Source organism: Sulfuriroseicoccus oceanibius, from assembly GCF_010681825.2.
Classification (GTDB): domain Bacteria; phylum Verrucomicrobiota; class Verrucomicrobiia; order Verrucomicrobiales; family SLCJ01; genus Sulfuriroseicoccus; species Sulfuriroseicoccus oceanibius.
On the sequence record NZ_CP066776.1, the window covers coordinates 2,596,450 to 2,610,473 of the forward strand.

8 protein-coding genes are annotated in these 14,024 nt (G+C 56.2%); 2 read left to right on the forward strand and 6 right to left on the reverse strand.

Annotated features, from left to right (window positions below; translation table 11 throughout):
* Positions 1-740: 740 nt before the first annotated feature.
* The 5 genes from G3M56_RS10500 to G3M56_RS10520 all read right to left on the reverse strand — a co-directional run bounded on the left by G3M56_RS10500 (position 741) and on the right by G3M56_RS10520 (position 9,152).
* On the reverse strand, positions 741-1,559 hold the full coding sequence (locus G3M56_RS10500; protein ID WP_164362190.1) for an SLBB domain-containing protein: 819 nt from the start codon (positions 1,557-1,559) through the stop codon (positions 741-743).
* A gap of 133 nt (positions 1,560-1,692) precedes the next feature.
* Positions 1,693-2,292, reverse strand: a complete 600-nt coding sequence (locus G3M56_RS10505) for a hypothetical protein (RefSeq protein ID WP_164362189.1) — start codon at positions 2,290-2,292, stop codon at positions 1,693-1,695.
* A 50-nt stretch (positions 2,293-2,342) separates the two neighbouring features.
* Entirely contained in the window at positions 2,343-3,566 is a 1,224-nt protein-coding gene (locus tag G3M56_RS10510; RefSeq protein ID WP_164362188.1) for an outer membrane beta-barrel protein, read from the reverse strand.
* 984 nt (positions 3,567-4,550) lie between these two features.
* Positions 4,551-6,614, reverse strand: a complete 2,064-nt coding sequence (locus tag G3M56_RS10515) for a polysaccharide biosynthesis tyrosine autokinase (RefSeq protein WP_164362186.1) — start codon at positions 6,612-6,614, stop codon at positions 4,551-4,553.
* Positions 6,615-7,520: 906 nt separating this feature from the next.
* Positions 7,521-9,152: an excinuclease ABC subunit UvrC gene (locus G3M56_RS10520; RefSeq protein WP_235203390.1), complete on the reverse strand. Its 1,632-nt coding sequence runs from the start codon at positions 9,150-9,152 to the stop codon at positions 7,521-7,523.
* A 193-nt stretch (positions 9,153-9,345) separates the two neighbouring features.
* On the opposite strand from G3M56_RS10520, the gene G3M56_RS10525 reads away from it, so the two are divergent.
* Positions 9,346-10,281, forward strand: a complete 936-nt coding sequence (locus tag G3M56_RS10525; protein ID WP_235203391.1) for a MotA/TolQ/ExbB proton channel family protein — start codon at positions 9,346-9,348, stop codon at positions 10,279-10,281.
* Positions 10,282-10,322: 41 nt separating this feature from the next.
* Positions 10,323-10,739: an ExbD/TolR family protein gene (locus G3M56_RS10530; RefSeq protein WP_164362184.1), complete on the forward strand. Its 417-nt coding sequence runs from the start codon at positions 10,323-10,325 to the stop codon at positions 10,737-10,739.
* A 1,352-nt stretch (positions 10,740-12,091) separates the two neighbouring features.
* On the opposite strand, the gene G3M56_RS10535 is transcribed toward G3M56_RS10530, so the two are convergent.
* The gene (locus G3M56_RS10535; RefSeq protein WP_164362182.1) at positions 12,092-13,477 is read right to left on the reverse strand and encodes a tetratricopeptide repeat protein; all 1,386 of its coding nucleotides are present in this window, start codon (positions 13,475-13,477) and stop codon (positions 12,092-12,094) included.
* Positions 13,478-14,024 lie beyond the last annotated feature (547 nt).

Here is a 14,024-nt window from a genome sequence, read left to right on the forward strand (position 1 = left end):
TCGCATGAAGAAACTTTGGGAGCTTTGGGGCTCTGCGTGAGGTTCCTCAGAGGTGTTCGCGGAGGCTGCGATGGACTTGGCGACCTGGCACAATCCGGCGGTCTCATTCCTAGACAGGATTAGCAAGACGGACATGATTTGAGTAACTGAACCACAGCAGACTCAGAGAACACAGGGACATCTTTGTGACTTCTTGTACCTTTTCGTGGCTATCAAATCCCCTTGGCATCTCCGCACCTCTGCGTGAGAACGTAAAAATAGTGGTCGCTGCGCTTCTGGGCCAGTGGCCGGGTACAATCCGGCGATCCTAGCACGCTTCCGTTAAATCACCCCAGTCCGCCCAATCTGAGGTTCCCTCAAAGCCTCTACGGCTGGCAATGTTCTCAAGCGTGGCTCCGCACATGAGAGCTCTGCGTCTTTGCGTCTCTGCGTGAGGATCCATTCGCAGTGGTCGCTAAGCTCCAGGATTGGCGGCCGGGTACAATCCGGCGCACCGGGCACGCTTTCGTAAAAGCACAACAATCTGCTCAATCTGCGGATAACCCAAAGCCACTGTGGTTGGTGATGCTCTCTCGCTCGGCACCGCACATGACACCTCTGCGTCTTAGCGATCGCGTGGTCTCTATGTGAGAACCCGCGAAATCTGCGGACCAAAAAGCCTCCAGCCCCGCACACGCGAGAACTGGAGGCTAAAGAACCAATGACCACTATCTGTGATCATTCGCGATCATCTGCGGCCATTAAAAGATACTCTCATTGACGATCACGATGTCGCCAGCCTTGAGCATGAACAACTTAGCATCGCCACTGCGGATCTTCTTCACGTTCACCTCATAGGTCTTAAAACGGTCGCCTTCACGACGCTTCACTGTGACCACCTTCTCATTGGCAATCTCCGTGAAGCCCCCCGCTTGAGCGATTGCGGTCAGGATGTCCATTCCACCTTCCTTAGGAAACTCGACAGCCCGCGGACTACGCACCTTGCCAGAGACAGTCACAGCCAGTGCACTGAAGTCACTGCGAGGAACCGTTACGGTGTCGCCATGCTTCAGCGCAACGCTACCGGACGTCTTCAGATTGTAGGTCTTCACCGCCCCATCACGACTGCGCACGACAATCTTTGTGATATCACCGCTCTCAGCTTCACCACCGCCCTGGGCGATGGCATCTGCCAAGGTCATCACACCCTCTTCAGGATATGGCACAGTGCCCGGTCGACGCACATCACCGCCTACCGTGAGCCACTTCTTGGCATAACCCACGACTGAGATGTTCACCTTGGCGCTCGCGAGGTAGTCCTTCTCATAAAGCGCCTTCACCTCTTGCTCAACCTGCCCGGTCGTCTTGCCCAGCACTTTAACTGTCCCAATCAACGGCAACGAAACCTCACCGGACTTCCCAATCATGGCTTCCGTGGTCAAATCCTCTTCCTGGAAGACGGTCATCCGCAACACATCATTCTGCTGCAAAAAATACTCCTCCGCTGCCGCCACCGACGACAACCCACCAACACACATCGCCAGTGCACCCAGGCACCAGCGGACAAACCGATTTCTCATAAACTGCGATATTAATCTCATCTCTCCTCGGAAGCAACTAGCCGCTTCCATCCCACACTCATGACACCTGAGCGCAAAACGGCATCAGGGAGAATCTCTCCCTGATGCCAAATTATTCACAACTTGAACCGAGTTAGTTCATGTCGGTAGCCGGCTTTGGAGTCGGCTTTGGCTTCGATGGCGTGGTCGGCTTCTCCGGGGTCTCTGGAGTTTCAGTGGCCTCCGGCTCACCCTGACCTGCGTTCACCGGGTTAACGATGCCATTCTCCGCGTCATCCAACAATTGACCAAGAGTAGGCACATTGCCACGCTCCCACTCCTCAGGAGCAAGCCCATCCTTGAAGATGGAGAAAGCGGTGCTCTTTTGGTTCACTGCGGCCGGGGTCAACTCGGCAAGCTCGGCTGCCTCGATCACGCGGTAGGTCTGCACGATCGGCTTGGCACCGAACTGCTTGACGGTCACGGTGATCACTGTGCCCAGTGGGAAGCTCACGTTAGTTGCGGTCATTGGCACCATCGCCACGGATCCCGCACCGACAGTGACGGATTCACCCTGCTCGTTCGTGTAGGTCAAGGCTTCACCACCCTTTGGCACCGACACTTTTACAGTGACCTTAGCTGCCTGCTGTGCCTGCACCACTGCTTCTGGTGGAGCGGCCTCAGCGGAAACAGGAGCCGCGAATCCAGCCAAGCCAACGGCTACTGCTGCGAGACAAATGGGAGTCGATTTCATGATCTTTTGATATTCAATTGTTTGTAGTGATCGTTCAGTGCTCTGGGGTCTTACCAGAACTTATAAGTCGCATCAAGCGCAAGCTGGAGGTTCTCGAACTCATTGGCAGCATCGGTCGAATCATTCAAGCGATACAGCACGCGACCACCGAGGTCGAGCTTGTCGGTTGGCGACCAGACAGCACCGACATTGAACTTCCAATAATCGTTGTCACGGCTGAGCGTCGATCCTTCCACAGTGCGGAAGTACTCGTTGTGCTCGTAGGTGAGCCCACCGTTGAAAGAGAGGGTTGGTGAGTAGGTGTAGGTGGTGCCAAGCACCACACCAGTCGCCTCGTAACCAGCGCCAGCAATGTTCATCGATGGATTGTCCTTGCGGTAGATCGATGCAAGCACCTTGGTCTTACCGGTGAGACGGTGATCGAGTCCGAAGTTCCACACCACGGTCGACTTGTCGTCGGCGGCATTGGCACCGCTGAACGAGCGGGTCTCATAACCAACGGTACCAGTGAAACGGGTCTTCCCGGTGAACTGATAATCCACCTTACCACCCGCGCTCCAGAACTCGTGAGTTGGCTGATCGTTGGAAACTTCTGTCTGACCGAAGCCAACATAAGGCCCCACGGAGATCTTGCCGGTCGCACGGTAGAGAGCCGCGCCACTCACATCCCAGGTATCGTAGTCGAAGAGCGCATCATCGTCGTAATTCGATGCGTTGAAGCCAGCACCCGCGTCCAAGCGAGTCTTACCGGAAAGGATGTGCGAGACATCCAAACCTGCATCGAAGATCGAGCGGTCTACGAGATCGTTGATGAAACGCGATGCGTCCGAACGCTCACGATAGTCCGCATTGGCGCGGAACGTGGTCTTCGGCATCTGGTGGAACAACGCAACGCTTCCGTTGTTGTTGAAGTAATCGAGACCCGAGTTATCGGCGTAAAACGCAGCCACCGGCGCGTACTCAGCGGTGAACGAGCTCTTGGCCACGCGGCCACGGGCGCTGTCGAATCCGACCACAGGAATCAGCGAGAAAATCGTATCGCTCTCCTCATTGTCTGGAGTGAGGAAGATGTTGTCATCGTACTTCACCTCACCGCGGAGGTTAACGTAGAAACTGTCCAGCAAACCATTGGATCCAGCGGACTCAACAAGAGCAGCAGCTTCTTTAGCGCTAACCGGCTCGGGTGCTGCAGTGTCAGCAGAGACACCAGCAAATCCGGAGATGGCGGACAAGCCCAGCGTAGCGGGCACAGCAAGCTTCATAGAGCGTTTCATATTCATAGTTGGGGCTAGGTTGTCTCACAGCCCAAATCAGCGATCAAGCGTTTAATCTCAAGTTTTTGTAGTTTTTTTATTTCGTTACCCAAATCCCCACCCGGAGCCCCGATTCAGGTAGCATTAAAGATCTAGGTTCCCCCTACCGGCCCACCGGATCGAAGCGACCATCGCGCAATCGCGGGACTAAGCTTAAAGCGTAGCCATCCAAGCGCAGCCCCAACGCATCATACGATGCCACGAGTGAACTCATCACCTCCCGTGTAGGCTTTGAGAGATCCGCAGATTTCGCTGATTGTGATGATTTTTACGCAAGCGTGTTCGGACCGCCGGGTTGCACCCGGCCACCGATGCCGGAGCGTAGCGACCAACACCAATGATTCTCACGCAGAGGCGAAAAGACGCAAAGGTTGAGATCTTGTAGCCACGAAAAAGCACGAGAATCCACAAAGAAGCTCTGTGCTCTCTGAGCCCACTGTGGTTCAAACACCCTAATCACGTGAATCTTGTAAATCCTGTCAAGAAAGCGGGAGATCCGCAGATTTAGAATCCCGTCAATCATGTCCATCCTGTCTAGGAAGAAGGGAACCACAGATGACTCCAATTGTGATGATTTTCACGCAGGCATGGAGTGACGGTGTCCCCACCCTTCGGCGATCGACTGGAACGCAGCGACCAGCTCCAATGATTCTCACGCAAAGGAGCGAAGGTTGGGATCTTATAGCCACGAAAAAGCACAAGAATCCACAAACTCAGGCTCTGTGTTCTCTGAGCCCACTGTGATTCAACAAATCAAATCATACCCCTCATGGAGATCCTGTATAAAAACCCACACCCCCGTGCGCAGCGCGCTGAGTTCCTTTGCGTCTTTGGGTCTCTGCGTGAGCCCCCCCACCTCCCGCGCGAAGCGCCCCCCCCCCCCCGTTTCACTCCAAAAAAAAGCAGGGCGCGATGACGCGCCCTGCTATAATTGGATCGATCAAATTAATCTTCCTGCCCGTAGTACGAGTCGTGCCCGTATTCACCGTAATCGCGGTAGCCAAAGTACCCCGATCCACTGTGACGAGCCTTCAGCGCATTCACCACGACTCCCGCGAGATCAAGCTTAGCCCCGAGGAGAAGATCCTTCGCTCGAAGCACGGCCCCTACCGGAGTTTTCAAGGCACGCACTACGAGGATCACCTTGTGGGCATGCTGCGCAACCAGACGCGTGTCACTCACAGGAAGCACCGGCGGCGAGTCAATGATCACGCGATCGAATTCCTTCGACGCCTCATCCACCAGCTCCATGATTTCATCAGGCTGCAGCAGCCCCAGTGGGTTTGGCGGCTTCTTACCTGAAGGCACCACAAAGAGGCCCTCGACACGAGTTGGCGCAACCACGTCGTCAAACTGAGCATGACCAATCAACACATCCACGGTACCCGGCTGCCCCTTGAGCTTTGGATACAACTCGTGCACACGCGGCTTACGCAGATCGAAGTCGATCAACACAGTCCTTTCTCCCTCAAGAGCAAACAACTCGGCCAACTCCGCAGCCGTGGTCGTCTTCCCTTCCCCCGGCATCGCACTGGTAACCACCAGCACCTTGTTATTCTCCTTGCGACCAAGCAGCGTGATTGACGCCCGAAGGTTGCGGATAGATTCCGCATGCACCGTATTTGGATCGGAGGACGAAATCGACCGCCACTCACCGTCCTCTGAGTCGACTGCCGAGCTGAGTGGAATCGCCGCCAAACAAGGCAATCCGGTCGCCTCCTCGGCAGAACGCACGTCGTAGATCTTGTAATCCATCAACGACAGCAAGAACACCAAACCGACACCGACACCGCCGCCGAGCACCGAGCCTGCAGCCAACGTGATGAGGTGCTTGTACTTTGAGGGAGGAGGAATCGTAGCTGCCTCGTTCACTCGAACCTTGGAGTTCACCCCTTCATCATCCGCGACATCAATCTCCGCCAGTCGACGGGTAAAGGTTTCATAACGACCGCGCAGTGAGCCGATTCGCGACTCCAACACACTAGCTCGCGACGACAACTTGTTCTGCACAAAGGACAACCAGCGGTCTGTCGCGTCACGGCGATCCGCCTCACTCTCAGCACTGGCAATCTGTTTATCCAACCGATCTACATCAGCCATCAAAGGCTTCCAATAATCAACCTCATCCCCCGTGCGGGCAGCCGTTTCAATTTCCAGACGGAATCGACGATAAAGATCCTGGTAAATCGCCTCGGCCTCAATCAGGCGCGGGTGTTTGCTCTTGTAGCGCTGGCGAAACGCAGACAACTCGCTACGGAACGTATTGAGCTCCTGATTCAACTCCAGAGCCGCGCGATACGTTTGGAATGACCTTTCAGCAGCCTCCATCTCGGCGGCAATTTCATCCGCTTCAATGCTCACCACCTTGAAGGCATCACTTGTACCGCCGCTGATCCGAGCTTCCTCCTCCTCGACGTAAGTCATCATCACTGCATTGGCGAGTGTCTTGGCAGTCTCTGCATCAGGATGGGTGACCTTGATCGCAATCAACGTGGTCCCACGCACGTTCTCCACACTAACCCGCTGATGCAACAGACGCAGGAATTCAGCAGGATCCGCATCGCCCGCCGAGATAAACTCACGCTGCGACTCGTCACGCCAGTACTTTGGTTTCCACGAAAACTGAGGTGGAATCACTTTCTCAAGCACCTGCACCTCCGGACGCTGCATCACCTTTTGCAGCTGCTCAAGACCGACAAGCTCGGCAGCAATCGTCCCAAGCATCTGGTCACGGAAAACCATTGAGTCCTGCTCAACCTCATTACCCACCAACAACTGCTGCTTGGTCGTCACCTTCAGCGACGCCATTGCCATGGTCTCCGGCTCCTTTACCGACAGATAATACAGCGCCCCGACATAGCCGAGCACCATGAAAATCAAAATCAGCCACCAACGCTCGAGCGCCACGCGTAGCAATCCAGCCGCCGATCGATTACTGACCCTGGCCCCCTCGTCATGTGCGTCACCCTCTGCCAACGTATCGTCGAACGGATCAATCTCTTTCTTCATATCTTAGACAAATCTAACTGAAATCACCGCCCGTTTTGAACGGCGAACACAGGGAAGCCAAGGTGCTACGGAAATCCCCCCACCAAAGCAACCCCAAATCGTCGTCAAACAACGAAAATTTAAAATCCTCCGATTTATATGAAAATGCGCACCACTTCGTGTGTGCTGCAGCGCCCGCCATCACACATGCTCACGCAGAGGCGCAAAGACGCTGAGACCCACCATGGGGAGCCATGCGCGAGTACGTCACCGCACGTCGTGGCTTTGCGGGATCCGCAGATTGCGCTGATTGTTACGATTTTTGCGCAAGCGTGGAGTGACGGTGTACCCACCGTCGGCGGTCCCCCGCGCGCAGCGCGCTGACTTCGTTTCAAATTTCCAATTTCAGCTTTCCCATTTCGAAAAGTTCTCACGCAAAACCCCAAAGCACCCGAAGGTTTCCTATGCGGAGCGGAATATTGTCATCGGTGAGCATCCTCACGCAGAGACGCAAAAGCAGGACCTGATACCCAAACAACTTCGTGCTCTCCGCGCCCTTCGTGGTTTCACCGCGTCTAACGGCTCCTCTGTGTACTCTGCGATCTCTGTGGTTCAAACACTCAAACCATCTAAATCACGGACCAAGAAAGAGTGATCTGCCATAAGTGCGATTGAGCCGACGCCGCCACTCAACCTCAAGAGTGAGGTTGCTCCATCTCCGGCCGTTTTCGTGGCTTTTTGTGATCTGTGTGGCCATCACTCCCGGCTACGCCTGCAATCGAAAGCAGTGATGCTCACTGCACTCCCAAATGGGCTGCGCCGCAGACGCATGAGCGAAATCCTGTCCAAAAACAATTCCTCCCTCGCGCGCAGCGCGCTGACTTCCTTTGCGTCTCTGCGTGAGTCCTAAATCCCCTCCCAATTTCATCACAGATTCTCAATAATCTGCTCCGCGGCACTAATCGAGATCCCGCGAATCTCCGCCAACTGCTCAGGACTCGCCTTACGGATCGCTGCGACCGAGCCAAACTTCTTCAACAAGGCCTCCTTGCGACGCGGACTCATCCCCGGCACCTCGTCGAGCACCGACTCGCGCATCCGCTTCTTGAGCAGCAACTGGTGATAGCCATTGGCAAAGCGGTGCGCCTCGTCGCGCAAACGCTGCAACAACTTCAACGCCCCTCGATCGTGAGGGATCAAAATCGGCAAATCACGCCCGGGAACAAACACTTCCTCCCGCTGCTTCGCCAATCCGATCAAGGGCACGTCATGCAGCCCGAGCTTCTGCAACTCAGCCATCGCCATGGCCAACTGCCCTTTTCCCCCATCGACCACGATCAGATCCGGCAAGCCCGCCACCTTGGATGCCGACTCTTTTTTCCGAGGACGACCATCCTCGCGGTCAAGCACACGCTTTTCGATCCTCCGCGCACGCTCCAACACATCCTCATTCGAGTCCTCGGCATCATCCTCCGCTGCCAATTCGCGCAAAATCCGGGCATACCTCCGCCCGACCACCTCGGCCATACTCGCGAAATCATTCTGACCTTCCACGGTTTTGATCCGATAACGACGATACGCCTGATTGTCCGGCAAGCCGCCAGAGAACCGCACCATCGACGCCACAGAATAAGTCGCCGAAATATTCGAAATATCAAAGCACTCCATCACCATCGGCGGCTCCGCCATTCCCAACTCCATCTGCAGCTCCCGCACATCATCCAGCGCCGACTTCTTCGCCTCGTCACTGGTCACGCCGCGCCCACTGCGGGCAAATTTGCGCGTCGGCTCGAGAATCTTCTCCATCGACACCATCACATCGCGCAACTTGGCGGCCTTCTCGAAGTCCATCGCCTCGGCCGCCTCGGTCATCTCCGCCTTGATCTCCTTCAAGATCGTCCGGTTGCGCCCCTCAAGCACCTTCATCGCGGCCTCAGCGCGTTCACGATACTCCTCCGGCGTCACCCGCCCAATACATGGCGCCGAGCAGTTCCGGATCACATCCGCGTGACAATGCCGGTATTCCGCCTCACCTGGGTTCATTGGCCGACAGGTCTTCAGACCGAAGCGTCGGTTGAGCCAAGTCACCACTTCCCGCAACGCCGCATTGTGCACGTACGGACCAAAGTAGCGCGCTCCGTCTTCCTTGCGCATCCGGGTCATCCGGAACATGGGAAACTTCGCCGTCGGGTCGATCCGTACCATCGGAAAACGCTTGTCATCACGAAAACTCACGTTGTAGCGCGGTCGCACTTCCTTGATCAGCTTGGCCTCCAAAAGCAGAGCCTCCGACTCGTTGCGCACGGTGTGGAATTCAAAATCCCAGATGCTATTGATCAGCGCCCGCGTTTTCAGGTCGGCCTTCCGTTGCCGCGACGGCAGAAAGTAGCTGGTAAGGCGTTTGCGCAAATCCTTGGCCTTGCCCACATAGATCACCTGCCCAAGCCGATCCTTCATCTGGTAGATCCCAGGCTGATGCGGCACATCGCGCAAGATCACCCGGAAATCGGGCTTCTCACGTCGCGGTGTGGCAGGTTGGTCTGGGGAACGCTCACTCATGAAGGATGATGGGTTGTAATCCTGGCGTGTAGGCGCATCATACACCATCAGATCAAGCGCGCGCCCGGAATCCATCTGTGGGCGGAACCAAGCACAGGTTCAACCCACAGATTCATGACAGATTCGCAGCCGCTGAAACGATTACCATGCCCCGCAAGTCCAGCGAGTCCATTTTCCCACCATGCATACTCACATGACCTCCCCCGCCCGAGCCATCCGCCTCGTTCTCGTGGCTCTCGTCGCATGCTTTGCCATGCCGCAGCCTGCCAGCGCCCAGCAAGCGAACGAACCCACAACCAGTGAGCGCATCGAACTCGCCACGGACCAGGCCAAGCAGAAAGACAAGGCCGCAGCAGAGGCCACCGTGGTATCATTGCGCGATATTTTGAAGAAAGGCGGATTCATGATGTACCCGCTGGCCGCTCTCTCGTTCGTCGCGGTCTTGTTGATCATTTTCTACACCCTCACCATCCGCCAGAACGCCGTAGTCAGCGATCACTTCATGGACGAAGCCGAATCCATGATCCGCAAGCAGGACTACCTCGGCCTCATTGCCTACTGCAACCGCTCGAACCAAGCGGTCGCCCGCGTCACCCAGAAGACCCTCGACTTCGCAACCCGCAACCCGAAAGCCCGCTTCACCGAAGTCCGCGAACTCGCTGAGGCCGAAGGCAGTCGCCAAGCCAGCCTCATGGGCCAGCGCATCTCATACCTGATGGATGTCGGATCGGTCGCCCCGATGGTCGGCCTTCTCGGCACAGTGCTGGGCATGATCAAATCCTTCAACGAGATCGGATCGAGCACCTTCGCCGGAGCCAAGCAAGTCGAGCTTGCTGGCGGCGTCTCGGAAGCCTTGATCACCACCGCATCCGGTCTGGTCATCGGCATTCCCGCTCTGATCTTCTACTCGATCTTCAAAGGTCGCGTCGCCAAGTTCATCTCAGAACTCGAAGCCGCATCCACCCACATCGTCGCACTTCTGGCGGTGCAATACTCCGACGCACGTGAACGCGCCGCCGAATGGGCCCCGGAAGCACGCGGCGCCGGCATCCGCTCAACCGCCACCCGCCGCTCGCGCCGTGACGACGAGTTCCCACAGGATCCTCACGACGAGCCGCGCGGTATCTAATCGCCCCCTCCCCGCCAATTCTCACCGGCTATTCCCCGCCCATGAAGTTCAACCGCAGAAGCCTCGATAACACCGGAGGAATGCAGCTGGCACCGATGATCGACATCGTGTTCCTGCTGCTGATTTTCTTCATTGTCACGTGGAGCTACGCACGCTTTGAGACCGAGCTCGACGTCCAAGTGCCCGTCGCAAAGGAAGGCGAAAGCTCAAACCGCCAAGTCGGGGAAATCATCATCAACGTGCGCAAAAACGGCGACGTCGTGCTCAATGGCAATGTCATGAGCCGCGAGGAGCTGCTGGAGCGCGTGTCAAAAATTGCAGTCGGCTACAAGGACGTCGCCGTCATCCTCCGCGGCGACGAGGACACCAAATACAAAGACATCATCGGAGTGGTCGACACCTGCCGCAGCGTCGGCATTTGGAACGTCGCATTTGCTACCCAGCAGCCAGAGCAATAACGCCTCGGACCGCCGGATTTTACCCGGCCAGCGCCCAGGAGCGAAGCGACCACGGACCGCCGGATTGTCCCCCCCCCGGAGCGCAGCGACCATTCTGAAGGATTCTCACGCAGAGACGCCACGACGCAGGGATGCCCCATGCGGCGCGATGCGCGAGAACGTCGCCACTCGTGGTGGCTTTTGGTGATCCGCAGATGTCCCAGATTGTTGTGATTTTTACGCAAGCGTGGAGTGACGGTGTCCTCACCGTCGTCCCGCCCCCCGCGCGCAGCGCGCTGACTTCATTTCAAGTTTCCAATTTCAGCTTTCCCATTGCGAAGAGCCCTCACGCAAAGCCGCGGAGACGCAAAGGTGGATTGTGCGGAGCCATGCTCGAGAAAATCACAAGCCGCTGTGGCTTTTGAGTTATCCGCAGATTCCACAGATTGTTACGATTTATGCGCAAGCGTGGAGTGACGGTGTCCCCACCGTCGGCGCGCTCACTTCATTTCAAATTTCCAATTTCAACTTTCCCATTGCGAAGAGTTCTCACGCAAAGCCGCGGAGACGCAAAGGTGGCTTGTGCGGAGTCATGCTCGAGAACATCACCAACCACTGTGGCTTTTGAGTTATCCGCAGATTTCTCAGATTGTTATGATTTTTGCGCAAGCGCGGAGTGACGGTGTCCTCACCGTCTTCTCTCCCCTCCCCGCGCGCAGCGCGCTGACTTCATTTCAAATTTCCAATTTCAGCTTTCCCATTTCGAAAAGTTCTCACGCAAAACCCCAAAGCCCCCGAAGGTTTCCCATGCGGTTCGGAATATTGTAATCAGTGAGCATTCTCACGCAGAGACGCAAAAGCAGGACCTGATACCCAAACAACTTCGTGCTCTCCGCGCCCTTCGTGGTTTCACCGCGTCTAACGGCTCCTCTGTGTACTCTGCGATCTCTGTGGTTCAAACACTCAAACCATCTAAATCACGGACCAAGAAAGAGTGATCTGCCATAAGTGCGATTGAGCCGACGCCGCCACTCAACCTCAAGAGTGAGGTTGCTCCATCTCCGGCCGTTTTCGTGGCTTTTTGTGATCTGTGTGGCCATCACTCCCGGCTACGCCTGCAATCGAAAGCAGTGAAGCTCACTGCACTCCCAAATAGGCTGCGCCGCAGACGCCTGAGCGAAATCATGTCCATCATGTAAATCCTGTCCAAAAACAATTCCTCCCCTGCGCGCAGCGCGCTGACTTCCTTTGCGTCTTCGCGTCTCTGCGTGAGCCCACAATCCAGTCTAACAGCTCACCACATCAACCAAAAAGGCGCGCCCGGATCACTATCCGGACGCGCCTTTTGGCAAACTTTGAGCCCAGAGCTATGCCTAGCCAGCGTAGGACGACTCCACACGGTGGGCCACGTCGAGGTAGCCGTAGTCCGCTTCGTAGATCTCCTTGAGCGAGCCGAGATACTTGTCCTTGTCGCCGTTCTTCTCCGCCACCATGGCCAGCGCGTAGAGAACTTCCTTCTTGGTGTTGTCCATGGTCACGAGCTCGGAAAGAGCCTCCTCGAGCTGGCTTTGCGCCATATCGAGCATTCCCTTGGCGTCGTAGCAACGACCAAGCATCAAAATCGAGCGGGTACGGATGTGCGGGTTGTTACGTGCACGCTGAAGATGCGGGATCGCCTCGGTGAACTCGCCGGAGTTGTACAAGTGCTGACCCAACTCAAAGCGCAGTTGCGGATCGGTCGGGTTGCGCTCGACACGCTCGCGGGCAGCTTCGGTAAGGCGCGCGGATCGTGCCCCCACCAACTCATCGAGTTCAGCCTGCTTGGCAGCCGCCTCTTCTCCGCTAAGCTTTTCGAGCTCCGCCTGAAGCGACGCGATCATTTCATCGCTCGCACGTTCTTCCATCTGCGACGCCTTGCGCTCAAGCGCACTGTCCCCTTCGGAAAGGTGGTGAGCCCAGGCATAGAACTGATGGGCATTCTGCCACTCCTCAAGCTTTTCGTAGAACCCACCGATCTTACGCACCAACGCCAAGTCGTTCTGGTTCTCGCCGTACTCGCCGAGCCCATTGGTCAGCTGAGCGCGGATTTGCTCTTTGGTCATGCCGGCACGGGACGCATTCTCCAGAGACTTGGCTTCATCTTCGTTCTTGAGCATGTCGCGGAACCCACCCTTGGACTCCCAGTTGCCCTGACGCATCGACGCACGCGCTGTGGCATCCTTTTCGCCCTTCACCGCGACCAAGTCGCTCGGGTCACGCTTCACGATGGCTCCGAAAATTTCCGATGCCTTGTCCGGGTTGTCTTGATCCAAGTGGAACTGAGCCAACTTGTGCAACGACTTGGTATCCTCTGGATGCCCCTCTTTGATAGTCTCCAGTGCAAACTCAGCGAGATCGTATTGCTCGTTGGCCACCGCCAGATCGAACAATGCGTTGTTGACCTTGACGTTGAATGGATCGCTGGCGAGTTCCTTTTCGACATCTGCCAGCGCATCGTGCCAGCTCTTCTTGGCGAGAGCCTTGGCATTGAACGCACCCAAGCCACCGAAGAACTTCTTCTTTCCTCCCCCAGCCTTGGCTTTCTGGATCTGGGCGCGACGCAGTGCTTTGCGACCAGTGAGGAAATCAGGCTCCTCCTTGACCAGTGCCTCAAGCAGATTGATCGCAAAATCGGCGTTACGTTGTTCCAGCGCAGCAATCGCTTTGAGCCAAAGCTTGCGGGACTTCTCGGACAAATCGGATTCTTCGATAGTAGACATTGAATGGGGATATTACTAAACGGTTCACAGCCTCTGCCCGCACGCCATTACCTCGAAAACAAGCCAATGCAACACACGCCGGGGGCTGACGCGTGATGACAGTGCGTTTATTGGCATGCGGCGTCAAGCATCCAGTCGCAATCGCTCGGACATATCTGAAAATCCAACGAATCCAGCGCACATCCCACGAACGCCCGGCACCCATTTCCAAAATACTCACGCAAAGGCGCAGTGACGCAGAGGTTCTTCATGCGCTGTCGCGCTCAAGTTCACCATCTCTCGTAGCGGCTTTGAGGGATCCGCAGATTTCGCAGATTGTTATGATTTTCACGCAAGCGTGTTCGGACCTTGGAGTGACGGTGTCCCCACCGTCGTCAATCTCACGGGAGCGCAGCGACCTCATTGAACGATTCTCACGCAAAGCCCCCAAGACCCAAAGGTGACGTATGCGGAGGCTGGCGCGAGGGCAGCGCCACTCGTAGTGACTTTTGCTTTAGACTGGATTCACATGATTGACATGATTGGTACGCAAGCGTTTCCGGACCGC

Excerpts from the sequence above, each read along its gene's own strand:
- G3M56_RS10500 (WP_164362190.1), bottom strand. The coding sequence starts at position 1,559 with ATGAGAAATCGGTTTGTCCGCTGGTGCCTGGGTGCACTGGCGATGTGT.
- G3M56_RS10505 (WP_164362189.1), bottom strand. The coding sequence starts at position 2,292 with ATGAAATCGACTCCCATTTGTCTCGCAGCAGTAGCCGTTGGCTTGGCT.
- G3M56_RS10510 (WP_164362188.1), bottom strand. The coding sequence starts at position 3,566 with ATGAAACGCTCTATGAAGCTTGCTGTGCCCGCTACGCTGGGCTTGTCC.
- G3M56_RS10515 (WP_164362186.1), bottom strand. The coding sequence starts at position 6,614 with ATGAAGAAAGAGATTGATCCGTTCGACGATACGTTGGCAGAGGGTGAC.
- G3M56_RS10520 (WP_235203390.1), bottom strand. The coding sequence starts at position 9,152 with ATGAGTGAGCGTTCCCCAGACCAACCTGCCACACCGCGACGTGAGAAG.
- G3M56_RS10525 (WP_235203391.1), top strand. The coding sequence starts at position 9,346 with ATGACCTCCCCCGCCCGAGCCATCCGCCTCGTTCTCGTGGCTCTCGTC.
- G3M56_RS10530 (WP_164362184.1), top strand. The coding sequence starts at position 10,323 with ATGAAGTTCAACCGCAGAAGCCTCGATAACACCGGAGGAATGCAGCTG.
- G3M56_RS10535 (WP_164362182.1), bottom strand. The coding sequence starts at position 13,477 with ATGTCTACTATCGAAGAATCCGATTTGTCCGAGAAGTCCCGCAAGCTT.